Source organism: Pantoea sp. RSPAM1 (assembly GCF_038816185.1).
GTDB lineage: Bacteria > Pseudomonadota > Gammaproteobacteria > Enterobacterales > Enterobacteriaceae > Pantoea > Pantoea ananatis.
Map to the genome: position 1 here is coordinate 476,789 of NZ_CP046137.1, position 26,962 is coordinate 503,750.

Genomic DNA, 26,962 nt, shown 5'->3' on the forward strand with positions numbered 1-26,962 from the left:
CTGATGCGATTGTGACCAACTGGCAAGGGGATTTTGCGCCGGATCGTTGGTGATCTAATCAATGTGAATGTTTTCTCGACAGTCAGTAAAAAGATCCAAAAAAAGGGTTGTGCAATTAAATCGGATCCCTATAATGCGCCTCCATCGACACGGCACAACGGCTTACGGAATGCGGTGTTGAGAGGGTTCAGGAGACTGAACCGCCGGAGAAAAACTTCTGAAAAAAAGAGGTTGACTCTGAAGGAGGAGAGCGTAATATACGCCACCTCGCGACAGACGGTTAACCCGCTGTTCGCACTGCTCTTTAACAATTTATCAGACAATCTGTGTGGGCACTCGCAGGATTGATATCAGCGTCTCCGGACGTAAAAAATATCAAGTCTTAAGAGTGAACACGTAATAAATTCATTACGACGTTTTCCTTGAGCACCGCTGAACTGGTTTCAGCAAATCAAACTTTAAATTGAAGAGTTTGATCATGGCTCAGATTGAACGCTGGCGGCAGGCCTAACACATGCAAGTCGGACGGTAGCACAGAGGAGCTTGCTCCTCGGGTGACGAGTGGCGGACGGGTGAGTAATGTCTGGGGATCTGCCCGATAGAGGGGGATAACCACTGGAAACGGTGGCTAATACCGCATAACGTCGCAAGACCAAAGAGGGGGACCTTCGGGCCTCTCACTATCGGATGAACCCAGATGGGATTAGCTAGTAGGCGGGGTAACGGCCCACCTAGGCGACGATCCCTAGCTGGTCTGAGAGGATGACCAGCCACACTGGAACTGAGACACGGTCCAGACTCCTACGGGAGGCAGCAGTGGGGAATATTGCACAATGGGCGCAAGCCTGATGCAGCCATGCCGCGTGTATGAAGAAGGCCTTCGGGTTGTAAAGTACTTTCAGCGGGGAGGAAGGCAGTGAGGTTAATAACCTTACTGATTGACGTTACCCGCAGAAGAAGCACCGGCTAACTCCGTGCCAGCAGCCGCGGTAATACGGAGGGTGCAAGCGTTAATCGGAATTACTGGGCGTAAAGCGCACGCAGGCGGTCTGTTAAGTCAGATGTGAAATCCCCGGGCTTAACCTGGGAACTGCATTTGAAACTGGCAGGCTTGAGTCTCGTAGAGGGGGGTAGAATTCCAGGTGTAGCGGTGAAATGCGTAGAGATCTGGAGGAATACCGGTGGCGAAGGCGGCCCCCTGGACGAAGACTGACGCTCAGGTGCGAAAGCGTGGGGAGCAAACAGGATTAGATACCCTGGTAGTCCACGCCGTAAACGATGTCGACTTGGAGGTTGTTCCCTTGAGGAGTGGCTTCCGGAGCTAACGCGTTAAGTCGACCGCCTGGGGAGTACGGCCGCAAGGTTAAAACTCAAATGAATTGACGGGGGCCCGCACAAGCGGTGGAGCATGTGGTTTAATTCGATGCAACGCGAAGAACCTTACCTACTCTTGACATCCACGGAATTCGGCAGAGATGCCTTAGTGCCTTCGGGAACCGTGAGACAGGTGCTGCATGGCTGTCGTCAGCTCGTGTTGTGAAATGTTGGGTTAAGTCCCGCAACGAGCGCAACCCTTATCCTTTGTTGCCAGCGATTCGGTCGGGAACTCAAAGGAGACTGCCGGTGATAAACCGGAGGAAGGTGGGGATGACGTCAAGTCATCATGGCCCTTACGAGTAGGGCTACACACGTGCTACAATGGCGCATACAAAGAGAAGCGACCTCGCGAGAGCAAGCGGACCTCATAAAGTGCGTCGTAGTCCGGATCGGAGTCTGCAACTCGACTCCGTGAAGTCGGAATCGCTAGTAATCGTGGATCAGAATGCCACGGTGAATACGTTCCCGGGCCTTGTACACACCGCCCGTCACACCATGGGAGTGGGTTGCAAAAGAAGTAGGTAGCTTAACCTCCGGGAGGGCGCTTACCACTTTGTGATTCATGACTGGGGTGAAGTCGTAACAAGGTAACCGTAGGGGAACCTGCGGTTGGATCACCTCCTTACCTGAAGATACCTTCCCGCGCAGTGCTCACACAGATTGTCTGATAGAAAAGTAATGAGCAAAGCGTCTACGCGTTGGGGTGCGGTAACAATATTAATTGTCGCCTGATTATACAATCTCACCTTCACGTGAAATTACCCGTGTCTGTTGCACAAGTATTTCACGTCCCCTTCGTCTAGAGGCCCAGGACACCGCCCTTTCACGGCGGTAACAGGGGTTCGAATCCCCTAGGGGACGCCACTTGCTTGGTGACAGGTGAAAGGTGTTGCCCACATATCTTAAAGATGACTTGCGAGTCATGTTTAAGATATTGCTCTTTAACAATCCGGAACAAGCTGAAAATTTGAAACGACACAGGGTCGCATTCTTCCGTAATAAAGAATGATGGCAATGTGTTCGAGTCTCTCAAAAGCTTACAGCTTACAAGCTAACTGTGGTGCCGTTACGGTAAAACAGATAAACGCCTGTGGGTTGTGAGGTTAAGCGACTAAGCGTACACGGTGGATGCCCTGGCAGTCAGAGGCGATGAAGGGCGTGCTAATCTGCGATAAGCGCCGGTAAGGTGATATGAACCGCTACAACCGGCGATACCCGAATGGGGAAACCCAGTGTGACTCGTCACACTATCATGCAGTGAATACATAGCTGTATGAGGCGAACCGGGGGAACTGAAACATCTAAGTACCCCGAGGAAAAGAAATCAACCGAGATTCCCCCAGTAGCGGCGAGCGAACGGGGAGGAGCCCAGAACCATCATCAGCTTGTGCATCAGTGGAAGCGTCTGGAAAGTCGCAGGGTACAGGGTGATACTCCCGTACACAAAGGTGCACAGGTTGTGAGTTCGATGAGTAAGGCGGGACACGTGGTATCCTGTCTGAATATGGGGGGACCATCCTCCAAGGCTAAATACTCCTGACTGACCGATAGTGAACCAGTACCGTGAGGGAAAGGCGAAAAGAACCCCGGCGAGGGGAGTGAAACAGAACCTGAAACCGTGTACGTACAAGCAGTGGGAGCCTCTTTATGGGGTGACTGCGTACCTTTTGTATAATGGGTCAGCGACTTATATTCTGTAGCAAGGTTAACCGTATAGGGGAGCCGCAGGGAAACCGAGTCTTAACTGGGCGTTAAGTTGCAGGGTATAGACCCGAAACCCGGTGATCTAGCCATGGGCAGGTTGAAGGTTGGGTAACACTAACTGGAGGACCGAACCGACTAATGTTGAAAAATTAGCGGATGACCTGTGGCTGGGGGTGAAAGGCCAATCAAACCGGGAGATAGCTGGTTCTCCCCGAAAGCTATTTAGGTAGCGCCTCGTGAACTCATCTCCGGGGGTAGAGCACTGTTTCGGCTAGGGGGCCATCCCGGCTTACCAACCCGATGCAAACTGCGAATACCGGAGAATGTTATCACGGGAGACACACGGCGGGTGCTAACGTCCGTCGTGAAGAGGGAAACAACCCAGACCGCCAGCTAAGGTCCCAAAGTCATGGTTAAGTGGGAAACGATGTGGGAAGGCCCAGACAGCCAGGATGTTGGCTTAGAAGCAGCCATCATTTAAAGAAAGCGTAATAGCTCACTGGTCGAGTCGGCCTGCGCGGAAGATGTAACGGGGCTAAACCATGCACCGAAGCTGCGGCAGCGACGCTTATGCGTTGTTGGGTAGGGGAGCGTTCTGTAAGCCGTCGAAGGTGTGCTGTGAGGCATGCTGGAGGTATCAGAAGTGCGAATGCTGACATAAGTAACGATAAACAAGGTGAAAAACCTTGTCGCCGGAAGACCAAGGGTTCCTGTTCAACGTTAATCGGAGCAGGGTGAGTCGACCCCTAAGGCGAGGCCGAAAGGCGTAGTCGATGGGAAACAGGTTAATATTCCTGTACTTGGTGTTACTGCGAAGGGGGGACGGAGAAGGCTATATCGGCCGGGCGACGGTTGTCCCGGTTTAAGCGTGTAGGTGTGTGTTCCAGGCAAATCCGGTTCACTTTACACTGAGGCGTGACGACGAGGCACTACGGTGCTGAAGTGATAAATGCCCTGCTTCCAGGAAAAGCCTCTAAGCATCAGGTAACACAAAATCGTACCCCAAACCGACACAGGTGGTCAGGTAGAGAATACCCAGGCGCTTGAGAGAACTCGGGTGAAGGAACTAGGCAAAATGGTGCCGTAACTTCGGGAGAAGGCACGCTGTCGGTAGGTGAAACCCCTCGCGGGTGGAGCTGAAGGCAGTCGAAGATACCAGCTGGCTGCAACTGTTTATTAAAAACACAGCACTGTGCAAACACGAAAGTGGACGTATACGGTGTGACGCCTGCCCGGTGCCGGAAGGTTAATTGATGGGGTTATCCGCAAGGAGAAGCTCTTGATCGAAGCCCCGGTAAACGGCGGCCGTAACTATAACGGTCCTAAGGTAGCGAAATTCCTTGTCGGGTAAGTTCCGACCTGCACGAATGGCGTAATGATGGCCAGGCTGTCTCCACCCGAGACTCAGTGAAATTGAAATCGCTGTGAAGATGCAGTGTACCCGCGGCAAGACGGAAAGACCCCGTGAACCTTTACTACAGCTTGACACTGAACACTGAGCCTTGATGTGTAGGATAGGTGGGAGGCTTTGAAGCGTGGACGCCAGTCTGCGTGGAGCCAACCTTGAAATACCACCCTTTAATGTTTGGTGTTCTAACGTAGGCCCGTAATCCGGGCTGCGGACAGTGTCTGGTGGGTAGTTTGACTGGGGCGGTCTCCTCCCAAAGCGTAACGGAGGAGCACGAAGGTTGGCTAATCCTGGTCGGACATCAGGAGGTTAGTGCAATGGCATAAGCCAGCTTGACTGCGAGAGTGACGGCTCGAGCAGGTGCGAAAGCAGGTCATAGTGATCCGGTGGTTCTGAATGGAAGGGCCATCGCTCAACGGATAAAAGGTACTCCGGGGATAACAGGCTGATACCGCCCAAGAGTTCATATCGACGGCGGTGTTTGGCACCTCGATGTCGGCTCATCACATCCTGGGGCTGAAGTAGGTCCCAAGGGTACGGCTGTTCGCCGTTTAAAGTGGTACGCGAGCTGGGTTTAGAACGTCGTGAGACAGTTCGGTCCCTATCTGCCGTGGGCGCTGGAGAATTGAGGGGGGTTGCTCCTAGTACGAGAGGACCGGAGTGAACGCACCGCTGGTGTCCGGGTTGTCACGCCAGTGGCACTGCCCGGTAGCTAAGTGCGGAAAAGATAAGTGCTGAAAGCATCTAAGCACGAAACTTGCCCCGAGATGAGTTCTCCCTGAGCCTTTAAGGCTCCTGAAGGGACGTTGAAGACGACGACGTTGATAGGCCGGGTGTGTAAGCGCAGCGATGCGTTGAGCTTACCGGTACTAATGACCCGTGAGGCTTAACCTTACAACGCCAGAGGCGTTTTGGTTGAGAGACAGAGAATTTTCAGCATTGTTTCCCGGATAAAGAATCTGCGGAAACGCACGATTTTGCGGCGTGACAAGGCGCAGAGCGAAGACATCAGCGGGAGCATACAGAAGTATGTGACCGGTGTGGCTGAGCGATGGCAACGCGGTCACGGTGTAAAAGAGGCGTTTCGGCACAAAGAATTTGCCTGGCGGCTGTAGCGCGGTGGTCCCACCTGACCCCATGCCGAACTCAGAAGTGAAACGCCGTAGCGCCGATGGTAGTGTGGGGTCTCCCCATGCGAGAGTAGGGAACTGCCAGGCATCAAATTGAACGACCTGCACGTGACTTCGGGCAGTTCACTACTCAACAGAGTAGGACAAAAGCGAACGCTTTTGAACGCTGCGAGGCAGCGGCCCGAAGGGTGAATCACAGCGTGATTCATAAACTGCCAGGCATCAAATTGAACGACCCGAGCATCAGCACAGCAGTGCCGGGAGTACCTGTTGCGTGCTGATATGGCTCAGTTGGTAGAGCGCACCCTTGGTAAGGGTGAGGTCCCCAGTTCGACTCTGGGTATCAGCACCAGTTATATATGGCTAGAGTTCGGCAAATAAAGAATTTGCCTGGCGGCTGTAGCGCGGTGGTCCCACCTGACCCCATGCCGAACTCAGAAGTGAAACGCCGTAGCGCCGATGGTAGTGTGGGGTCTCCCCATGCGAGAGTAGGGAACTGCCAGGCATCAAACAGAAAAGCCCCGTACGAAAGTACGGGGCTTTTTTACGTCTGCGATGCGGTAAAAAGCCAATACCGAGCCGATTATGGCGTGCGGAAGGCCCCCTCAGGCACTGAAAACTTTCGAATGCTCCTTTCCATATGAATAAAACGCCGGCTAAAAACCGGGCAGCTGAGCTCAGACAGGGTTGTTAGCGAATTTGAAACGCGATGATAAACAATGCTGGCAGCTGAGGCGTTGTGCAACCACAGTTAACGCAGTGCGATTATTCGCGTAACAGAAGAATATTATGCTGAGCGTCGCGAGGGGGAAACCGCACCTCCGTCCTGGACGAAGATGCGGGGAGAGATAAGAGCGGTTAGTGGATAACCTGGGACAGGAACGCGCGTGTACGCTCTGACCGAGGATTAGCAAAAAACTCCTGCGGAGGAGCGACTTCCACGATCTCACCGCGATCCATAAAGATCACTCTGTCGGCTACCGTACGGGCAAAGCCCATTTCGTGCGTCACACACAGCATTGTCATACCATCTTCGGCCAGTCCAATCATCGTATCCAGCACTTCCTTCACCATCTCTGGATCCAGAGCAGAGGTCGGCTCATCAAACAGCATGATTTTTGGCTTCATGCATAGCGAACGTGCGATAGCTACGCGCTGCTGCTGTCCCCCAGAAAGCTGGCCGGGAAACTTATGCGCATGTTCCTCAATACGAACACGCTTGAGGTAGTGCATAGCAAGTTCTTCGGCTTCCTTTTTGGCAATTTTACGCACCCACATGGGTGCCAGCGTGCAGTTCTGCAAAACGGTGAGATGAGGGAAAAGGTTAAAATGTTGAAACACCATACCGACCTCGGTACGGACCCGCTCAATGTTGCGCACATCATCATTCAAATGAATACCATCAACCACAATACGGCCCTTCTGGTGTTCTTCAAGATGGTTGATGCAGCGAATTGTGGTGGATTTTCCTGAACCTGATGGCCCACACAAGACGATACGTTCCTGGGGTTTAACCTGAAGATTAATATCTTTCAGCACATGGAATTGCCCGTACCACTTGTTCACATTTTCCAGCGAAATCATCGCATTGGTTGAATCAGTTATTATTTGTGTCATAGAAACCTCAGTGCGATTTGCGCCCGGTGTGAAAACGTTTTTCCAGATACTGGCTGTAACGTGACATGCTAAAACAGAAAATCCAGTAGACCAGCGCGGCAAAGACATAGCCTTCAGTAGACATGCCTAGCCAGGCGGGATCGACGGTAGCCTGCTGCACGCTACTAAACAGATCGAATAAACCAATAATGATGACCAGGCTGGTATCTTTGAATAACGCGATAATGGTATTCACCAGCCCTGGAATAGTCAGCTTCAAGGCCTGCGGGAGGATGACCAGCATTTGCGTCTTCCAGTATCCCAGAGCCAGCGATTCAGCAGCTTCATACTGCCCCTTAGGCAAGGCTTGCAGTCCACCACGTACCACCTCTGCCACATAAGCCGACTGGAACAAGATCACGCCAACCAGTGCACGCACCAGTTTGTCGATGGTCGTTCCTTCAGCCATAAACAACGGCAACATCACCGACGACATAAACAGCACCGTGATCAGCGGCACGCCGCGCCAGAACTCAATAAAAATCACTGACAGCGTTCGCACCACCGGCATCCGGGAGCGTCGTCCCAGCGCCAGTAAAATCCCCAGCGGTAAGGCGCCAGCGATACCGACGGATGCAATGATCAACGTCAGCGTAAGCCCACCCCATTGACGGGTTTCTACCCGGTCCAGCCCTAAGAAACCGCCATACAACAGAAACCAGACAACAAGGGGATAGCATACTGCCCATGCGGCAATGTAGCGTCCACGATAAGGCAGCCGTTTAATAAACATCGGCACAATGGATGCCATCCCAATGACCAGCGCCAGGTTGATGCGCCAGCGGAGTTCATGTGGATAAAGCCCATACATAAACTGGCCAAAGCGGGCATGAATAAAGACCCAACATGCCCCCTCTTTCGTACAGTCTGCGCGTGTTGTGCCAAACCAGTTTGCATCGAAGATCAGCCAGTTCAGAGCAGGTGGAATCACCTGCCAGATAAGCCAGATGCAAAGCAGCGTCAGAAAGGTATTAAACCACCCTGAAAACAGATTTTTGCGCGCCCACAACCAGGCCCGGCTCAGCGGTGATGAGGCTATCTGCGGTGTTTCGTGTGTAGTGACAGACATAGTTATCCCGTTCTCTTAACGCTCAACCAGCGCGATTTTGCGGTTGTAGAAGTTCATCAACATTGAAATCAGCAGGCTGATAATCAGATAGACGCTCATGGTGATAGCAATGGTTTCGATGGCCTGGCCGGTCTGATTCAGGACCGTTCCGGCAAACAAGGACACCATATCGGGATAGCCAATTGCCGCAGCCAGAGAAGAGTTCTTCACAATATTCAGATACTGACTGGTAAGAGGGGGAATGATGACGCGCATCGCCTGAGGGATAATAACCTGACGCAAGGTGACAGGATTAGGTAATCCCAGCGAGCGGGCCGCCTCATGTTGCCCATAAGGCACAGCCTGAATGCCTGATCGAATGACTTCCGCTATAAAAGAGGAGGTATAAATCGACAGCGCCAGCGTCAGTGCGGCCAGCTCAGGAATCATGACAAAGCCGCCTCTGAAGTTAAAGCCGCGTAACTCAGGAATGTCCCAATGCATGGCTGCGCCAAAGCCCAGATGTGCAATGACGGGAAAGAGTAACAACATCAAAATGGCGACAGGCCAGGTGCGACGGAATTGACCGGTTTTAAGCTGATGCTGACGGTTAAAGCGGAACAGGGCGTAACTCGCGACAACAGACAAAACGAGAGCAATAACAAATGGCCAGCTTCCCTGTGCATAGGTCGGCCAGGGCACATACAGGCCACGGTTGCTGACGAAGGCCAGATCGAAAGCATTGAGCGCCTGACGGGGGCCGGGCAGGTTACGTAATACCGCAAAATACCAAAAGAAGATCTGGAGTAACGGAGGAATATTGCGGAAAGTTTCAATATAGATATTGGCGATTTTACGCAGTAACCAGTTATCTGACAGGCGTGCCAGTCCAACAAAGAAGCCCAGTATGGAGGCAAAAACAATACACAGCGCGGATACCAGCAAGGTATTTGTCAGACCGACCAGAAATACCCGTGCGTAGGTGTCCCCTTCTGAATAATCAATAAGATGCTGAACGATGCCAAAACCCGCATTGCGTTCTAAAAAACCAAACCCGGAAGTGATACCGCGATTAGCGAGATTGATGACGGTGTTGTGGACGAGATAGCCGACCACAGACAGTACGATAACGATCGCCACGATCTGGTAAAGCCAGGCGCGAACCGTGGGATTACCGAATGAAAAATCCCTTTTCACGGTTGGGCGTTGTGACATGTTTAAACCTCAATAACAAAAGCTTTGCTGGGGCACCGTAGAAAACGGTGCCCGACGGGTTGAGGCGCGATTAACGTACCGGTGGCGCGTACTGAATACCGCCCTGATTCCAGAGTGCATTCTGGCCACGAGCGATTTTTAACGGGCTGTCTTTACCGACGTTGCGATCAAAACTTTCCTGATAGTTACCTACCTGTTTAATGATGTTGTAAGCCCATTTGTTATCCAGCTTCAAATCTTTGCCGAAATCACCTTCAGCGCCCAACAGGTGAGCCATATCAGGTGTTGCCGGTTTAGCCGTCATTTCATCAACGTTTTTGGAGTTGATGCCCATCTCTTCGGCGTTCAGCATGGCGAAAAGCGACCACTTAACAATGGTGAACCAGTCATCATCACCGCGACGTACAAGCGGCCCCAGTGGTTCTTTAGAAATGACTTCAGGCAAGACGATAAAGTCGTCTGGTTTACCTAATTTGATTCGCAGGGCATACAGCTGTGACTGGTCAGATGCCAACGTATCGCAACGACCGCTGTCCAGTGCCTTAGCGGATTCGTCTGAGCGATCGAAGGTGACCGGCGTGTACTGCATTTTATTGGCTTTAAAGAAGTCAGCGACGTTCAGTTCGGTATCGGTGCCCGCCTGGATACAGACGGTCGCACCATCAAGTTCTTTCGCGCTCTTCAGGCCCGCTTTCTTGTGGGTCAGGAAGCCAATGCCGTCGTAGTAGTTGACGCCGGTAAACATGAAGCCCATGCCGCCGTCACGTGATGAGGTCCAGGTGGTGTTGCGAGAAAGCACGTCGACTTCGCCAGATTGCAGTGCGGTAAAACGCTCTTTTGCCGTCAGCGGGGTGTACTTCACTTTTGTGGCGTCGCCAAATACGGCAGCCGCGGCAGCACGACAGATATCCACATCAAGGCCGGTAAATTTGCCGCTGGCATCCGCATAAGAGAACCCCGGCAGGCCATCGCTGATCCCACACTGAATGAAGCCTTTCTTTTTAACCGCATCAAGTGTGGGGCCTGCATAGGCCTGCTGAGCAACGGCAAGCAGAGAAGCCGCAGCAACCAGAGTAGAGAGCATCATCTTTTTCATAAAGCATCCTGTGTGGCATGTCATGTTGTGTTGTTATGTGTTGCGCACTTTATTGTGCGTCCTGTCTGTGGCGAACGGCCCTCCACGACTTTGCAAAGCCAGTGCCAGGTTTGCAGAATCCTGAAGTCACCTGAAAGATCGGGTAATAATCTGAATTATCTGGAAGGCTGCGTTAATATGACGCACCAAAAGGAAGCATTTCGAGTCGTAGGGATCACATTTAGTGCAAAATGTTTCACTATTTAGCAACATTGTGAGCAGCGTTGCATGTGCTGACTGCAAGCAGGGCGCTCGTTGCGAAAAAAGTAAAGCAGGCTCACATAAGGCCGCTATAGCGGGGCTGAGAGGCAGGAAACGGCAAAAAACAGGGAGGGAAATAAGGGCGATGTGAAAAAGGCAGCCCGTTAAAAATCACGCCGGCGACTGCAACTACAGTTACCATATTTGACGCAACTGTTTCACAAGTTTTAAAACAATTTGTGTGTCAGGGCACAAATAAAAACGCCAGCCCTGAGGCTGGCGAGATTAACGGTCTGAACCTGAATCAGTTCATGCCGTATTTTTTCAGTTTCTTACGCAGCGTACCGCGGTTGATACCCATCATCAGGGCAGCACGGGTCTGGTTGCCACGGGTATACTGCATCACCATGTCCAACAGAGGCTGCTCGACTTCAGCCAAAACCAGCTCATACAGGTCACTAACATCCTGACCATTCAGTTGAGCAAAATAGTTCTTCAGTGCCTGTTTAACCGAATCACGCAAAGGTTTTTGAGTTACCTGATCCTGTGAGTTAACGGTAGAAACGGTCAGTACGTCAGAATTTACGCGTTGTTCGAACATAGTTCTTTCAGCTCTTTATTTCGTTACGCAAGATTTTCGAAGTATGCCTCCAACGCCTCCAGCTGTTCGCTGGCATCCTCAATGGCGTTGAATGTGCGCCGAAACTGGTCATTTGGGGCATGTTCCTGGAGATACCAGGAGACGTGCTTTCGCGCTATACGGTATCCCTTGCCTGGACCGTAAAAGTCGTGCAGCTCACGTATATGCGAAACAAGCAAACGCTTGACCTCTGCCAGTGGCAGCGGGGCAAGCAGCTCCCCAGTGTCCAGATAATGCTGGATTTCCCGGAAGATCCACGGTCTTCCCTGAGCAGCACGTCCTATCATCAGAGCATCGGCTCCGGTGTAGTCGAGCACTGCTCTGGCTTTATGCGGGTCAGTTATGTCTCCATTCGCGATAATCGGAATAGAAACACTCTGCTTAACTGTCCGAATACTGTCGTATTCAGCGTCTCCGTTGAACAGGCAGGCACGAGTGCGGCCATGTATCGTCAAAGCCTGAATGCCACAGCGTTCAGCCAATTGGGCAATCGCGACACAGTTTCTGTTTTCAGGATCCCATCCGGTACGGATTTTCAGCGTTACCGGGACATCAACAGCATTTACCACGGCAGAGAGAATGGACTCTACTACTGAGGGATACTGCAGTAAGGCGGAGCCCGCCATTTTGCGGTTCACCTTTTTCGCCGGGCAACCCATATTAATATCAATAACCTGTGCACCAGCATCGACATTAATACGTGCAGCCTGGGCCATCTCACTGGGATCGCACCCTGCAATCTGGACGGCACGAATGCCGGGTTCATCACTGTGCACCATGCGTAGACGAGATTTGTCACTGGCCCAGACTTCGGGATTCGATGACAACATCTCAGAAACCGCCATTCCTGCACCCATCTCGTGACAAAGCGTTCTGAAAGGCCTGTCGGTAATGCCGGCCATCGGCGCTGCAATCAGTCGATTTCTCAGCTGGAGGTTTCCAATGCGCATGAAGTCGTAATGCCATACTGTGTCTGCAAGGCGGCGTATATTACGCATTTTTTTATGAAGATGAAAGGCCAAACTTTGAACAATTCACAAGAAAAACGCTTTTATTGTGCACGGACCCTGTTAATAAGGATAAATAACAAGATAAATTAGTAGTTTAGTGCTTTGTGTTTATTTTGTGAACAAAGGTTTTTCCGAAGAAGATCCGGTATTCACCAGATAAAAAACGTCACATACCGTGATTAACGATACAAGCAGCGGTTTTCTCAACCACCAAGACTGCGCCACAGGAGGGTTTGGCCTCAGCCGATTGCAACAGCAGCTCTGAGTGAAACACTGAACGGGCAGTAACGAATGTTTAACAGCCCTGCCAATGCGCCAGGGCTGCTGTTGATGCCTGCAATGCCTGAAAGGCTAAGCGGTTTTGACGCCTGTAATACGACACCACTCTTCCTTGACTGCAACGGGATCGAGCGCAAAATGCGTCCTGTAAGCTTCACAGACGCTTTCAGCCTGGCTCTCCAGTACGCCTGACAAACCGAGATGCCCGCCAGATTTAGGCAGGACACCAATAAGCGGTGCCAGCTCGCGGAGCGGCCCGGCCAGGATATTCGCGACCACGACATCAGCCTGTAGGTTTTCCGGCTGCTGATGCGGCAGATACAGGGATAAACGATCGGCCACTCCATTGCGCTCGGCGTTGTCGCGGCTGGCCTGGATCGCCTGGGGATCGATATCAATACCAATAGCCTGCGCCGCCCCAAGTTTAAGCGCCGCAATGGCCAGGATCCCTGAACCGCAGCCAAAATCGATCACGGTTTTACCCGCGAGATCCAGGCCGTCGAGCCACGTCAGGCACAGTGAAGTGGTAGGGTGCGTGCCGGTTCCGAACGCCAGGCCGGGATCGAGCATTACATTGACGGCATCGGGATCGGGTACATCGCGCCAGCTTGGACAGATCCATAAACGCTCACCGAACCGCATAGGGTGGAAGTTTTCCATCCATTCACGTTCCCAGTCTTTGTCTTCGATCTGCTCGATCTTGTGACGGAAATTCTCGCCGAGCAGCGGATGTTGAGACAGTTCCGCAATCACGCCATCCATGTCGCTTTCAGCGTCGAACAATCCGATAACGTCGGTATCACCCCATAAACGCGTTTCACCCGGCATAGGTTCATATACCGGCGTATCGTTTGTATCCTGAAAGGTCACAGACACGGCACCGACTTCCATTAGCGCGTCGCTCAGTCCTTCCGCGTTTGCGCCAGAACTGTTAATTTTGATTTGAATCCAAGGCATAACGTCTCTCTTAATTCAGTGTTGTGGTGCATCAACCGCATGCGGTAAGCGCCCAAACAGGTTGCCGACCAGGAATGCCAGCAGACTTAACATTAATGACGGCACAATGGGATGAAAACCCCATAGTTGCAGACCAAAGGTTGCCAGAACGGCATAACATCCTCCGCCCACCACCATCCCGCTGACAGCGCCGGCGGCGTTAGCGCGCTCCCAATATAAACCCAGCACCAGCGGCCATAAGAACACGGCTTCCAGACCACCAAAAGCCAGCAGGTTGAGCCAGATAATCATGTCTGGCGGATGCCAGGCGACAAACAGCAGTATGACACCCAGCAAAAAGGTCACCGTTCCCGATAATATTCGCAACCGCGGCTCATTATCGATTTGCTGCGGTGCAAGGCGCAGGTAGAGGTCTTTCACCAGCGTAGCAGAGGCCTGCAGCAACTGGGCATTGATAGTGGACATGATCGCTGCCATCGGCGCGGCTAAAAACAGCCCGGCAGCCAGTGGTGGTAGCACCGTGATCATCAGCGTAGGGATAACGCTGTCCGGCACGGTCAGGTCGGGTAATACCGCGCGTCCGAGCGCCCCAGCCAGATGCATTCCCAGCATCAGGAGCACAACAACAATGGTGCCAAGCACAATAGCCCGGTGTACCGCTTTACTGTCCTTGTAAGAGATACAGCGAACGGCGGTGTGCGGCAGGCCGATGACGCCAAAGCAAACCAGCACGATAAACGAGCTCAGGAACGTGGGCGTAATAATATCGCCCGGCCCCTCCGGCGACAGCAGCCTGGGATCGATGGCGTGCAGTTTATCGACGGCAGAGTGAATACCGCCAGCGTGGTGAATGACGGCAAACAGCAGTAAAAACGTGCCTATCAGCATCACCACGCCCTGCATCGCATCATTCAGCACACTGGCGCGGAAGCCGCCGAAGGCCGTATAAAGCGCTATTGTGCCGCCAAAGATCAGCAGGCCGGTGTCGTAAGGGATCCCGGCAGCGGTTTCCAGCAGACGCGCGCCACCAATAAACTGCACGGCCATCGCGCCCACGAAGGCAACCAGCAGGCTCAGGCTGGCTAACCAGACCAGCAGCGTACTGCCATAGCGTGCATAGAGCATATCGTTAAGGGTCACGGCGTTGTGCTTGCGCGCCAGAATGGCAAACTTTTTACCCAGCACGCCTAACGACAGCCAGACAGCAGGCACCTGTACCATAGCCAGCAGCACCCAGCCCAGGCCATACTTATAAGCTGCACCCGGCCCGCCGATAAACGAGCTCGCACTGATATAGGTGGTCGTAATGGTCATTGCCAGTACAAATCCGCCCATTGAACGGCTGCCCAGGAAATACTCAGTCAGGAAATTTCCCTGGCGTTGTTTTCGCATCGCAAAGACGGAAAGACCAGCGATAACAGCCAGATAAGCCAGCAATGGAAAAATGATTTCAGTATTCATTTTCATCCTCCAGCGACATATTCCGGAAGATCTTACGCACCATCATCCAGCATAAAAAAATGAACAGCAGGGGGGCAAAAAGGCAGGAGAGCTCAAACCAGCGAGGTAAGCCGGTAAGGCCAGCGGCATTTCCCCCTAACCAGGCAGAACCGCCCCAGACGGCTAACCAAGCCAGCGTCAGATAGAGTGACCAGCGAGCTTCTTTATGCGCCTGTAAATAACGCGCGTCCATAGTGTGACCTCAACGCCAGCGGGAAAAGAAAAAGGCCGGAATATCCGGCCTCAGACTGACTCAGCGTGGCGATTACTTCTCGTGCAGGCCAAGCTTTTTCTCCAGATAGTGGATGTTGGTTCCACCCTGCTGGAAGTTCTCATCGGACATGATTTTCATCTGCAGTTCGATGTTGGTTTTGATACCGTCGATAATCAGCTCCGCCAGGGCATTTTTCATACGTGCAATGGCGATATCACGGGTTTCACCATAGGTGATTAACTTGCCAATCATGGAGTCATAATAAGGCGGTACGCTGTAACCGGCATAAATATGAGATTCCCAACGCACGCCAAAACCACCCGGCGCATGGAAGCGGGTGATTTTGCCCGGGCTTGGCAGGAAGGTGACCGGATCTTCGGCGTTGATACGGCACTCGACCGCATGACCACGAATAATCACGTCTTCCTGCTTAATCGACAGTGGCTGACCGGCAGCAATACGCAGCTGCTCTTTGATCAGGTCCACGCCGGTGATCATCTCGGTAACCGGATGCTCAACCTGAATACGGGTGTTCATTTCAATGAAATAGAACTCGCCGTTTTCGTACAGGAACTCGAACGTCCCTGCGCCGCGATAGCCGATATCAATACAGGCTTTAGTACAACGCTCGCCGATGAACGAACGCAGTTCTGGCGTGATGCCAGGTGCTGGCGCTTCTTCCACGACTTTCTGGTGGCGACGCTGCATAGAACAGTCGCGTTCGCCCAGATAGATGGCATTGCCCTGGCCATCAGCCAGTACCTGGATTTCGATATGACGTGGGTTTTCCAGATACTTCTCCATGTAAACCATGTCGTTGTTGAAAGCCGCTTTGGCTTCCGCTTTCGTCATGTTAATGGATTGTTCCAGATCTTTGTCACTGCGCACAACGCGCATGCCGCGACCGCCGCCGCCGCCGGAGGCTTTAATAATGACCGGATAGCCGATGCGCTTGGCGAAGGCACGGTTTTTATCCATGTCATCGGTCAGTGAGCCATCGGAGCCGGGAACGGTAGGCACGCCCGCTTTCTTCATCGCGGTAATTGCGGACACTTTATCGCCCATCAGGCGAATGGTATCGGCTTTCGGACCGACGAAGATAAAGCCAGAACGCTCAACCTGCTCAGCAAAATCGGCGTTCTCAGAAAGGAAGCCGTAGCCGGGGTGAATCGCCACCGCGCCGGTGATCTCAGCGGCAGAAATCAGCGCCGGGATGTTGAGGTAACTTTTGACCGACTGCGCCGGGCCGATGCAAACCGTTTCGTCTGCCAGCAGCACGTGCTTCAGGTCACGATCCGCGCTTGAATGGACCGCGACAGTCTTAATGCCCAGTTCTTTACAGGCACGCAGAATGCGCAGCGCAATCTCACCGCGGTTAGCAATAACAATTTTATCCAGCATGGTTCGCCCCGTTATTCGATGACAACAAGTGGCTCGTCAAATTCTACCGGCTGACCACTTTCCACCAGAATGGCTTTAACAACGCCAGACTTATCCGCTTCAATCTGGTTCATCATTTTCATGGCTTCAACAATGCACAGCGTGTCACCGGCATTGACTTTCTGACCCACTTCCACGAACGCTTTTGCATCCGGGCTTGGTGTACGATAGAAGGTCCCTACCATTGGTGAACGTACGATGTGGCCGCTGATCTCAGCAGGCGCGGCTTCTGCAACGGCGGCAACAGGTGCAACGGCTGTCGCCAGAGCAGGCTGTTGAGCAACCGGCGCGGCATAAGCCTGTTGCATCATCGGATAACCGGTATTTGCAGGAGCGCGACTGATGCGAACAGACTCTTCGCCTTCGGAGATTTCCAGCTCAGAAATGCCAGATTCTTCAACCAGTTCGATCAGTTTTTTAATTTTACGAATATCCATGAATGGGGTTCCGTACTCAGTTTGATTAATTAGTATGAGACAGGCGTTTTACTGCCGTTTGCAATGCCCACGAATAACCGTCAGCGCCAAGCCCACAAATGACGCCAGCAGAGACATCAGAAAAATAGGAGTGATGGCGAAAAGGCTCGCGACCGTGCACATTTGACAGGTGAACTTCGATAAAGGGAATATTCACCGCTAGCAGCGCATCACGTAATGCGACGCTGGTATGCGTAAACGCAGCAGGATTGATAAGGATATAATCCACATTGCCTTTTGCCTCATGAATGCGATCAATAAGCTGAAATTCAGCATTGGATTGCAGATGGCTTAATCTTACATTCAGCTGGTCTGCCTGATGGCTCAAATCGGAAACAATCTGATCCAGCGTGACATTCCCGTATTTTTCAGGCTCGCGCGTCCCCAACAGATTAAGGTTGGGACCGTTCAAAAGCAGAATATGTAATTTGTCGGCCATCTTGCTGCCATCTCCCGCAATCATTGAGGCATCGCGTAAAATACCTTGCCGCTTTCCATTTGTCACCCGTCACAGTAAAAAAGAAGCGTCACATCGCAATAAAGCCGGGCATTATATCCGTTTCGTGGCATTTCGCAGCAAAATACTGGTCTTATCTGCGAAGTTGATCGGGTGCGGTCTGTGGGCCGCATTTTTCGCAGATGATCGGAGAAGCGCAGGGGCTAACGCGGCCACCATTTGATGAACTTTTTATAGCGCCAGGCTAACAGGATCAGGGCGAGAAGCGCGTAGATGACAGGCTGCGGAGAAAGGATTTTTACCGACCATATGTAATGAATTGGGGCCAAAATCGCGACCAGATAAATCGCGTTGTGCAAGGTTTGCCAGCGTCTGCCCAGTTTTCGCTGCAGGCGTTGAAAAGAGGTCACCGCCAGCGCGAGCAGAATAAACCAGCAAATAATTCCCAGCGTGAGGTAGGGGCGCGAAATCAGTTCGCTACCAAGCAGACCAAGGTTGTTAATGCCCAGCTCCAGCAGGTAGTAGCTGGTTAAATGCAGGCTGGCCCAGAAAAAAGTCCAGATCCCCAGCAGCCGTCGGGTGCGAATGAGTAAAGGCTGTTTGGCGATGCGCGTCAACGGCGAGACAAGCAGCGTCGCCAGTAGCAGTTTCAGCGCCATACGGCCGGTAAAATGCTGAATATCTTTGGCGGGATCGGCGCTAAGACCGCCCTGCATAGCGGCCATAATCAAGTAAATCAGCGGTAAGAAAGCCGCCAGATGTAGCAGGACTTTAATCCAGCCGATCTGCTTTATTGTCAGGCGCACTCAATAATTCTCCCGCAAATTCATACCGCGATACAGCGACGCGACCTGATCGGCATAACCGTTGAAGAGTAATGTCGGCTGACGATCCACATTAAAGCTACTGCCCGGACCAATAAAACGCTCGGTCGCCTGCGACCAGCGTGGATGATTAACATGCGGATTAACGTTGGCATAGAAGCCGTACTCGTTATCGGCAATCTGGTTCCAGGTCGTCGGTGGCTGATCATGCGTCAGCGTGATTTTCACAATGGACTTGATGCCCTTGAAGCCATATTTCCACGGGACCGTCAGGCGAATCGGGGCACCATTCTGCGGGGGCAGCGCTTTACCGTAAACGCCTGTCGTCAGAATCGTGAGGGGATGCATGGCTTCATCCAGACGCAAACCTTCCACATAAGGGTAATTCAGCCCGCCGCCGATAAAGCGATCTTTTTGACCAGGCATCTGATCGGGAGCATAAAGCGTCTGGAAAGCGACAAAGCGCGCTTTGCTGGTGGGTTCTGCCAGCTTCAGGAGTTTATTGAGTTCGAAACCTATCCAGGGCACCACCATCGACCAGGCTTCAACGCATCGCATCCGATAGATACGTTGCTCCATGGCAAAGCGTTTAAAGATATCATCCATATCTAATGTGATGGGCTTTGCCACTTCGCCTTCAATCGTCAGCTTCCAGGGGTCGGTCTTTAGCGTCCCCGCATTGGCGGCCGGATCGGCTTTATCAAGGCCAAACTCATAGAAATTGTTATAGCCCGAAACCTTATCTGCAGGCGTCAACGGCAGGTTAGCCTGGTATTGTGCAGGTTTGGTAAACTCCAGTGGACGGCCTGCGGGCGCGGGTGGGCGGTCATTGCCTTTAAACCAACTCAGAATATCGGCGTTGGCCATGCCGGGAATGCTGATGGCGGCTGCGCCCAAACCCAGGGTCTGCAGCACGCGACGACGATTCATATTAAAGATGTTTTCTGGCGTTACATCAGCTTCAGTCAGGCGGTTTTTCAGCTTCATCGTCTTTTCTCCGGCTCGATTTTCATCATCAGCATGATGACTATTACTCAAGCTGGCGAACTTTGCCGCAAAAATGTGAAATTTCCTGGTAAGACCTTCCAATGAGAATGCGCTGAAAAAAGGATAATTAAGCACTCTGCGCCTTTCTCAACGGTATACTTCGGCTTCATGCACGACCTCGCTGCCGCCGGGAACAATTTGTGTTATTTTTCTCAAAATTTCTCCCGGCGGACGGGCAGAGGGGCGGCGTGATTCGGCTACAACCGTAGTGAAACAGGCACAGGGATGCGATTAACTACCAAACTTTCTGCATTTATTACATTCATTAGCGTACTGGCAATGATTTTAATGCTGGTGGGCTGTGCTTTTAGCGTTTTCTGGCTCACGCATCAACGCGTTGAAAATCGCGTACAGGTTTTGGCAACGGAAGTGGATAAAGTCTTGCTAAAACAGCCGCCCGATGCGTTAGAAGCCTGGCTTGCGCCGGTCTTACCCGTCATCAACGCTCAGCAGTTATCTTTATACAATGGCCGGCAAAATGTTTTTACGCTTTCCCGCCACGAAAACCAGATGCTGCAACATCAAAAAAACCGCTATATCCACTTTGACATTGCGCTGATGCATCAGCCGGGTATGCGTTTGCAATTGACGATACTTGATCCGGCACAAACCTGGCTACGATCTATTCCCACCACCTATACGCTTGCCGCCCTGATGCTGGTGGTGCTGATTATGGCGGTGACGCTGTTCATCACCCATCGCTGGCTGGTAAGACAATGGCGCGGAATGGAACAGCTGGAGAGCCGATCGGCATCAATACTCAGCGGCGCGCGCCAGCTTTTTCGCCAGAAGCATGTTGATGAGTGGCCGCCTAAAGCCAGCCGGGCAATTGACGTGCTGCTCTCCGATTTACAGGAAGCCGGTGAGCAGCGTGTGCGCATTGATACCTTAATTCGAACCTTCGCCGCACAGGACGGGCGGACGGGGCTGAATAATCGCCTTTTCTTCGACAGTCAGCTGGCAACGCTGCTTGAAGATCAGGAAGATGTTGGCACGCATGGCGTGGTCATGATGATCCGTTTTCCTGAACTTGATACACATGATGATTCACTGGGGCCCGTGCTGGTCGAAGAGTATCTCTTCAATGTCGTTAATATGTTGTCGACCTTTGTCATGCGTTACCCCGGCGCACTTCTGGCCCGCTATTTTCGCAGCGATTTTGCGGTCTTACTGCCGCACCGCAGCCTGAAAGAGGCTAACAGCATCGCCGATCACCTCATCAATGCGGTCGATGCCCTGCCGCCTATGCGCATGGTCAACCGGGACGATTTTATCCACATTGGCATCAGCGCCTGGCACAGCGGACAGACGGTGCCTCAGGTCATGGAAAACGTTGAAATGGCCACGCGTCGGGCAACCCTGTCGGGTGGAAACAACTGGTCCAATGGCGCAGGAAATCCCCTGGATGCCGGGCGCGGCAGCGTTCGCTGGCGTACTCTGCTGGAAAATACCTTAAGTCGCGGCGGCCCTCGGTTATATCAAAAGCCCGCCGTGGACAGAGAGGGTAAGGTGCGGCATCGCGTTCTGCTCACGCGCATTTTTGACGGGGATAAAGAGGTCCTGTCGGCAGAATATATGCCCCTGGTACAGCAGCTCGGTATGGCTGAAAACTGGGACCGACAGATGGTATTACGCGTTGCCGCACTCTCTGAACTGTGGCCGGAAGAGACGCTGGCGATCCCCGTTAACATTGAGTCGTTGCTGAGACGTCCCTTTATTGCCTGGTTGTACACGATGTTGCTGCAGTGCCCAAAAAGTCAAAGAAAGCGATTTTTATTTGAACTTGCAGAAGGGGATGTCTGTCAACACATCAGCGATTTGATTCCTGTATTTCACGCATTTCAGGCGTTCGGTTGTCGCATCGCCGTTATTCAGGCCGGTTTGACGGTGGTCAGCAGTGCCTATATCCGGCAATTACCGGTTGAGTTGATTAAGCTGGATGCGGGTTTAGTACGTAATATTGAGCGCCGTACAGAAAACCAGCTGTTCGTGCGAAGCTTACTGGATGTTTGCAAACCTACCGGGACGCAGCTGTATGCGACTGGCGTGCGCACGCACGCAGAGTGGCAGACTTTGATCGGGTTAGGGGTAGAAGGTGGTCAGGGTGACTTTTTTTCACCTTCACAACCTGTTAACAGTAACGTAAAAAAGTACTCCCAACGTTACCGTTTTTAATCGTTTGACCGGTTTCTGGGTGATCGCCTGCGCTTTTAGTGAGTATGTGACAATAAACAGGCAAAATAACGCGCCTGAAATGTTAGATTTTATGTCGGAGTAAAGTTAAGAAAATTCTTTAACATGCCGCTCTGATGCCGTGATATCGCTGTTCCGCTCGTGTGCGTAACAGGCATAAATGATGTAAAGCGAATGCAGTCTAATTTTTCACCGAAGCAGAACGTTTTTGCGCCTTGTGGCAGCTTCGTGTGGTTGGTAAAGTAAGCGGATTTTATTTTCCGCCTCCAGCTTGCAGGATTATCCTTTAGTATGTTTAAAAAATTTCGTGGCATGTTTTCAAATGACTTGTCCATTGACCTGGGTACCGCGAACACCCTGATTTATGTAAAAGGACAAGGCATCGTGCTGAACGAGCCTTCCGTGGTTGCTATTCGCCAGGATCGTGCCGGTTCACCAAAAAGCGTGGCGGCAGTAGGTCATGACGCTAAACAAATGCTTGGCCGTACGCCAGGCAATATCGCAGCTATTCGTCCAATGAAAGATGGCGTTATCGCCGATTTCTTTGTGACAGAAAAAATGCTGCAGCACTTCATTAAGCAGGTTCACAGCAACAGCTTTATGCGTCCAAGCCCGCGCGTGCTGGTCTGTGTGCCAGTTGGCGCTACCCAGGTAGAGCGCCGTGCGATTCGTGAATCGGCCCAGGGCGCTGGTGCCCGTGAAGTTTTCCTGATTGAAGAGCCGATGGCGGCCGCGATTGGTGCTGGCCTACCGGTTTCCGAAGCAACGGGTTCTATGGTAGTCGATATCGGTGGTGGTACCACTGAAGTCGCCGTTATTTCCCTGAACGGTGTCGTGTACTCGTCATCCGTGCGCATCGGCGGTGATCGTTTCGACGAAGCCATTATTAATTATGTGCGCCGTAACTATGGTTCACTGATAGGTGAAGCCACGGCAGAACGCATCAAGCATGAGATCGGCTCGGCCTATCCGGGCGATGAAGTGCGCGAAATTGAAGTGCGTGGACGTAACCTGGCGGAAGGTGTGCCACGCGGCTTTACACTTAATTCCAACGAGATTCTTGAAGCCCTGCAAGAGCCTCTGACCGGTATCGTCAGTGCAGTCATGGTTGCGCTGGAACAGTGCCCACCAGAGCTGGCATCTGATATCTCCGAGCGCGGTATGGTACTGACCGGTGGTGGCGCGCTGCTGCGTAACCTGGATCGCCTGCTGATGGAAGAAACCGGTATTCCTGTGGTCGTTGCGGAAGATCCCCTGACCTGCGTGGCTCGCGGTGGCGGTAAAGCGTTGGAAATGATCGACATGCATGGCGGCGATTTATTCAGCGAAGAATAATTGCCTCAACCGGCTGGAATCGTTGTAACAGTGCGCAGGGAGTAGCGTGTAAACCGGCGCTGCGTGCATCGGTATGATGTGACCAGCCCAGGAAAGTGCGGCCCGCCCGTACTTTCTTACCTTGTTGTCGAGGAACACGCAGATTATATGAAGCCGATTTTTAGCAGAGGGCCTTCTCTGCAATTGCGTCTATTTCTGGCGGTGATTGTGGCGATTGCCATTATCATCGCTGATAGTCGCGTGAGTTCATTTACTCAAATACGCAACTATCTGGACACGTCGGTCAGTCCGTTTTACTTCCTGGCCAACGGGCCGCGCCAGCTACTTGATGGCGTGTCAGACACGCTGGCTTCTCGCCAGCAGCTCGAACTGGAAAATAAAGCGTTACGTCGAGAGCTTTTTCTGAAGAACAGCGACCTTCTCATGCTGGGGCAATATAAGCAGGAGAACGCGCGCCTGCGCGAGCTGCTGGGCTCCCCACTGCGTCAGGACGAGCACAAGATGGTGACCCAGGTGATCTCTACCGGCACCGATCCTTACACCGATCAGGTCGTGATCGATAAGGGCAGTGCGAATGGCGTATACGAAGGCCAGCCGGTTATCAGTGATAAAGGTGTGGTCGGTCAGGTGATTGCCGTAGGCCAGTTTACCAGCCGTGTTCTGTTGATTTGTGATGCATCACATGCGTTGCCTATTCAGGTGCTGCGTAATGACATCCGTGTCATCGCCGCGGGCAATGGTTGTACGGAAGATCTGCAGCTGGAGCATCTGCCGGGCAATACGGACATTCGCGTTGGTGACGTGCTGGTCACCTCTGGCTTAGGTGGGCGTTTCCCTGAAGGCTATCCGGTGGGTGTTGTGTCGTCGGTCAAGGTTGACACACAGCGCGCCTACACGGTCATTCAGGCGCATCCCACTGCGGGTCTGCAACGTCTGCGTTACCTGCTGCTGCTGTGGGGCGCGGATCGCAAAGGCGAGATGCCGATGGCACCAGACGATGTTCATCGGGTCGCTAATGAACGTCTGATGCAAATGATGCCGCAGGTTCTGCCGCCCGCCGGTGAAATGGGCCCTCCTGCGCCTTCAGCGCAGACCACCACCCCGGCTTCGGGCAGTAGCGAAAGCGCCGCACAGGGTTCCGCTTCGCGCTCACGCGGAGGCCAGAATTGAGTCGATATCGCAGCCAGGGTCGATGGGTTATCTGGCTGTCCTTCCTTATGGCCTTTATTCTGCAAATCATGCCGTGGCCGGAACAGATCTATATGTTTCGGCCATCATGGCTATTGCTGATTCTCGTCTATTGGGTTCTGGCGCTACCGCACCGTGTCAACGTCGGAAGTGGCTTTCTTCTGGGCGCGATTATGGATTTAATCGCGGGTTCGACGCTCGGCGTTCGGGCGTTGGCGCTGAGCATCATCGCCTATCTGGTCGCATTTAAATTCCAGTTATTCCGTAACTTAGCGTTGTGGCAGCAGGCGTTAATGGTTATGGTGCTGTCATTAGCAATGGATGTGATCGTCTTCTGGGCGGAGTTTCTGGTGATCAACGTCTCATTCCGCCCTGAAATTTTCTGGAGCAGTGTTGTCGACGGGATTCTCTGGCCGTGGCTATTCTTATTAATGAGAAAGATCCGCCGTCAGTTTGCTGTTCAATAAGGAAATTTATGGTAACCCTTTATCTGGCCTCCGCGTCTCCCCGTCGACGTGAGCTACTGACCCAACTGGGTCTGACCTTTGAGCGCATCGTCACTGACGTTGAAGAACAGCGCCAGCCCCATGAAGCGGCAGACGTTTATGTCCGCCGCCTGGCGCATGACAAAGCGAAAGCCGGTACGCTGATTGCCCAACACGATCTGCCAGTGCTGGGGGCGGATACCATTGTCGTGCTCAATGGAGAAGTGCTGGAAAAACCCTACGATGCCGACCATGCCAGCGCCATGCTCAGTAAACTCTCTGGAAAGACCCATCAGGTCATGACCGCAATTGCCCTCGCCGATCGCCAGCAGGTACTGGACTGTCTGGTGGTAACTGAGGTGACATTTCGTAACTTAACCGCGCGCGACATTACCGATTACATCGCGACAGGTGAACCCATGGATAAAGCCGGCGCATACGGCATTCAGGGGAAGGGCGGAAACTTTGTTCGTAAAATCAATGGAAGTTATCACGCGGTGGTCGGATTGCCCTTGGTTGAGACAGCGGAGCTGATCGACCATTTTCAGTCACTGCGTGCCGTGAGGGGGTAACATGACGGCTGAACTACTGGTTAACGTTACGCCTGCTGAAACGCGTGTCGCCTATATCGACGGCGGCATTCTGCAGGAAATCCACATTGAGCGTGAAGCCCGACGCGGCATCGTTGGCAATATCTATAAGGGACGCGTCAGTCGCGTGCTGCCTGGCATGCAGGCGGCCTTTGTGGATATCGGACTGGACAAGGCCGCTTTCCTGCATGCTTCTGACATCATGCCGCACACGGAATGTGTCGCAGGTGATGAAAAGAAAAATTTTGTCGTACGCGATATCGCAGAACTGGTTCGTCAGGGGCAGGATTTGGTCGTGCAGGTAGTGAAAGACCCGCTTGGCACAAAAGGCGCGCGCCTGACCACGGATATCACATTGCCTTCCCGTTATTTGGTGTTCATGCCTGGTGCTGCGCACGTCGGGGTTTCTCAGCGCATTGCCAGTGAAAAAGAACGCGAGCGTCTCAAAGCGGTGGTCGCTGACTACTGCGACGATCTGGGTGGCTTTATTATTCGCACGGCAGCCGAAGGCATTGGCGAAGAAGAGCTGGCACAAGATGCAGCCTTTCTGAAACGTCTGTGGACCAAAGTCAGCGAGCGGAAAAAACGTAACCAGACACGTTGCCTGCTTTATGGTGAACTGGCGCTGGCGCAGCGTATTCTGCGAGACTTTGCAGGCGCAGCCCTTGACCGCATTCGCGTAGACTCGCGCCTGACCTGTGATTTACTTAACGAGTTTACCAGCGAATACATTCCCGAGATGGCCAGCAAGCTCGAACTTTACAACGGCAAGCAACCCATCTTCGATCTGTTCGACGTTGAAAATGAGATTCAACGCTCGCTGGAGCGTAAAGTTGAACTCAAATCTGGCGGATACCTCATCATCGATCAAACTGAAGCGATGACGACGATAGACATCAACACGGGTGCCTTTGTCGGACACCGAAATCTTGATGAGACGATCTTCAATACCAACGTGGAAGCCACTCAGGCCATTGCACGTCAGCTGAGGCTTCGCAACCTTGGTGGCATTATTATCATCGACTTCATTGATATGAGTAATGAAGATCATCGTCGTCGCGTACTGCATTCGCTGGAAACGGCGCTGAATAAAGATCGGGTCAAGACCGGTATCAGCGGTTTTTCCGCATTAGGGCTGGTGGAAATGACCCGCAAGCGCACCCGCGAAAGCATTGAGCACGTGCTGTGCGAAGACTGTCCTGTGTGCAAAGGGCGCGGCACGCTGAAAACGGTTGAAACCGTGTGCTATGAAATCATGCGCGAAATTGTTCGCGTGCACCATGCTTATGATTCGGATCGTTTTCTGGTGTATGTTTCGCCAACCGTGGGTGAAGCGTTGAAAACGGATGAGTCCCATGCGCTGGCCGAAGTGGAGCTTTTCGTGGGCAAGCAGGTAAAGGTGCATGTCGAAGCGCTTTACACCCAGGAACAATTTGACGTGGTGATGATGTAA

20 protein-coding genes, 2 tRNA genes and 4 rRNA genes are annotated in these 26,962 nt (G+C 52.5%); 12 read left to right on the forward strand and 14 right to left on the reverse strand.

The genetic code is table 11. The annotated features are described in order from the left end of the window. Nucleotides 1–460: 460 nt before the first annotated feature. The 6 genes from GKC68_RS02830 (at nucleotide 461) to rrf (GKC68_RS02855) (ending at nucleotide 6,124) form a co-directional block, all read left to right on the forward strand. Nucleotides 461–2,002 (forward strand): 16S ribosomal RNA (locus GKC68_RS02830). A 163-nt stretch (nucleotides 2,003–2,165) separates the two neighbouring features. Next, nucleotides 2,166–2,241 (forward strand) — tRNA-Glu (locus GKC68_RS02835). 237 nt (nucleotides 2,242–2,478) lie between these two features. Next, nucleotides 2,479–5,383, forward strand: a 23S ribosomal RNA gene (locus GKC68_RS02840). Nucleotides 5,384–5,590: 207 nt separating this feature from the next. Then, nucleotides 5,591–5,706 (forward strand): 5S ribosomal RNA (rrf, locus tag GKC68_RS02845). A 189-nt stretch (nucleotides 5,707–5,895) separates the two neighbouring features. Continuing rightward, nucleotides 5,896–5,971 (forward strand) — tRNA-Thr (locus GKC68_RS02850). Between the two features lie 37 nt (nucleotides 5,972–6,008). Next, nucleotides 6,009–6,124, forward strand: a 5S ribosomal RNA gene (gene rrf, locus GKC68_RS02855). Together the 16S, 23S and 5S rRNA genes with 2 tRNA genes alongside form the textbook arrangement of a ribosomal RNA operon. Before the next feature lie 353 nt (nucleotides 6,125–6,477). Here the strand turns inward: rrf (GKC68_RS02855) and GKC68_RS02860 are convergent. The 14 genes from GKC68_RS02860 to msrP all read right to left on the reverse strand — a co-directional run bounded on the left by GKC68_RS02860 (nucleotide 6,478) and on the right by msrP (nucleotide 19,658). Further along, complete coding sequence (locus GKC68_RS02860; protein WP_013027445.1) at nucleotides 6,478–7,236, reverse strand: amino acid ABC transporter ATP-binding protein; 759 nt, start codon at nucleotides 7,234–7,236, stop codon at nucleotides 6,478–6,480. Nucleotides 7,237–7,243: 7 nt separating this feature from the next. Beyond that, a complete protein-coding gene (locus GKC68_RS02865) occupies nucleotides 7,244–8,350 on the reverse strand; it encodes an amino acid ABC transporter permease (RefSeq protein ID WP_342656869.1) in 1,107 nt (368 codons plus the stop codon). A 9-nt stretch (nucleotides 8,351–8,359) separates the two neighbouring features. Further along, nucleotides 8,360–9,538 carry an amino acid ABC transporter permease gene (locus GKC68_RS02870; protein WP_342656561.1) on the reverse strand — a complete coding sequence of 393 codons (1,179 nt, stop codon included), beginning with the start codon at nucleotides 9,536–9,538 and terminating at the stop codon, nucleotides 8,360–8,362. A gap of 70 nt (nucleotides 9,539–9,608) precedes the next feature. Next, complete coding sequence (locus tag GKC68_RS02875; RefSeq protein ID WP_047713873.1) at nucleotides 9,609–10,634, reverse strand: amino acid ABC transporter substrate-binding protein; 1,026 nt, start codon at nucleotides 10,632–10,634, stop codon at nucleotides 9,609–9,611. Nucleotides 10,635–11,178: 544 nt separating this feature from the next. After that, nucleotides 11,179–11,475: a DNA-binding transcriptional regulator Fis gene (gene fis / locus GKC68_RS02880; RefSeq protein ID WP_003855228.1), complete on the reverse strand. Its 297-nt coding sequence runs from the start codon at nucleotides 11,473–11,475 to the stop codon at nucleotides 11,179–11,181. A gap of 23 nt (nucleotides 11,476–11,498) precedes the next feature. Beyond that, on the reverse strand, nucleotides 11,499–12,464 hold the full coding sequence (dusB, locus tag GKC68_RS02885; RefSeq protein ID WP_028721881.1) for a tRNA dihydrouridine synthase DusB: 966 nt from the start codon (nucleotides 12,462–12,464) through the stop codon (nucleotides 11,499–11,501). Between the two features lie 411 nt (nucleotides 12,465–12,875). Continuing rightward, nucleotides 12,876–13,760, reverse strand: coding sequence for a 50S ribosomal protein L11 methyltransferase (gene prmA, locus GKC68_RS02890; protein WP_014604882.1), 885 nt, complete (start codon nucleotides 13,758–13,760; stop codon nucleotides 12,876–12,878). Between the two features lie 15 nt (nucleotides 13,761–13,775). After that, complete coding sequence (gene panF, locus GKC68_RS02895) at nucleotides 13,776–15,221, reverse strand: sodium/pantothenate symporter (protein ID WP_047713874.1); 1,446 nt, start codon at nucleotides 15,219–15,221, stop codon at nucleotides 13,776–13,778. Beyond that, nucleotides 15,211–15,453, reverse strand: a complete 243-nt coding sequence (locus GKC68_RS02900) for a YhdT family protein (protein WP_028721883.1) — start codon at nucleotides 15,451–15,453, stop codon at nucleotides 15,211–15,213. Before GKC68_RS02900 ends, panF begins: the two co-directional genes overlap by 11 nt. 72 nt (nucleotides 15,454–15,525) lie before the next feature. Next, nucleotides 15,526–16,875 (reverse strand): acetyl-CoA carboxylase biotin carboxylase subunit, encoded by a 1,350-nt coding sequence (accC, locus tag GKC68_RS02905; RefSeq protein WP_028721884.1) that lies wholly within the window; start codon nucleotides 16,873–16,875, stop codon nucleotides 15,526–15,528. 11 nt (nucleotides 16,876–16,886) lie between these two features. Then, a complete protein-coding gene (accB, locus tag GKC68_RS02910; RefSeq protein WP_013027436.1) occupies nucleotides 16,887–17,351 on the reverse strand; it encodes an acetyl-CoA carboxylase biotin carboxyl carrier protein in 465 nt (154 codons plus the stop codon). A 25-nt stretch (nucleotides 17,352–17,376) separates the two neighbouring features. After that, nucleotides 17,377–17,829 (reverse strand): type II 3-dehydroquinate dehydratase, encoded by a 453-nt coding sequence (gene aroQ, locus GKC68_RS02915; RefSeq protein WP_028721885.1) that lies wholly within the window; start codon nucleotides 17,827–17,829, stop codon nucleotides 17,377–17,379. A 221-nt stretch (nucleotides 17,830–18,050) separates the two neighbouring features. Then, complete coding sequence (gene msrQ, locus GKC68_RS02920) at nucleotides 18,051–18,653, reverse strand: protein-methionine-sulfoxide reductase heme-binding subunit MsrQ (protein WP_028721886.1); 603 nt, start codon at nucleotides 18,651–18,653, stop codon at nucleotides 18,051–18,053. Further along, complete coding sequence (msrP, locus tag GKC68_RS02925) at nucleotides 18,654–19,658, reverse strand: protein-methionine-sulfoxide reductase catalytic subunit MsrP (protein WP_028721887.1); 1,005 nt, start codon at nucleotides 19,656–19,658, stop codon at nucleotides 18,654–18,656. Between the two features lie 285 nt (nucleotides 19,659–19,943). On the opposite strand from msrP, the gene csrD reads away from it, so the two are divergent. From csrD to rng, 6 genes are all read left to right on the forward strand, one after another. Next, complete coding sequence (csrD, locus tag GKC68_RS02930; protein WP_342656562.1) at nucleotides 19,944–21,893, forward strand: RNase E specificity factor CsrD; 1,950 nt, start codon at nucleotides 19,944–19,946, stop codon at nucleotides 21,891–21,893. Nucleotides 21,894–22,202: 309 nt separating this feature from the next. Further along, nucleotides 22,203–23,246 (forward strand): rod shape-determining protein MreB, encoded by a 1,044-nt coding sequence (gene mreB, locus GKC68_RS02935; RefSeq protein ID WP_003855260.1) that lies wholly within the window; start codon nucleotides 22,203–22,205, stop codon nucleotides 23,244–23,246. Between the two features lie 147 nt (nucleotides 23,247–23,393). Then, nucleotides 23,394–24,416, forward strand: a complete 1,023-nt coding sequence (gene mreC / locus GKC68_RS02940) for a rod shape-determining protein MreC (protein WP_028721889.1) — start codon at nucleotides 23,394–23,396, stop codon at nucleotides 24,414–24,416. After that, entirely contained in the window at nucleotides 24,413–24,901 is a 489-nt protein-coding gene (mreD, locus tag GKC68_RS02945) for a rod shape-determining protein MreD (RefSeq protein ID WP_006120976.1), read from the forward strand. Before mreC ends, mreD begins: the two co-directional genes overlap by 4 nt. Nucleotides 24,902–24,909: 8 nt before the next feature. After that, nucleotides 24,910–25,491 (forward strand): Maf family protein, encoded by a 582-nt coding sequence (locus GKC68_RS02950; protein WP_028721890.1) that lies wholly within the window; start codon nucleotides 24,910–24,912, stop codon nucleotides 25,489–25,491. Between the two features lies 1 nt (nucleotide 25,492). Next, on the forward strand, nucleotides 25,493–26,962 hold the full coding sequence (rng, locus tag GKC68_RS02955) for a ribonuclease G (protein ID WP_013027429.1): 1,470 nt from the start codon (nucleotides 25,493–25,495) through the stop codon (nucleotides 26,960–26,962).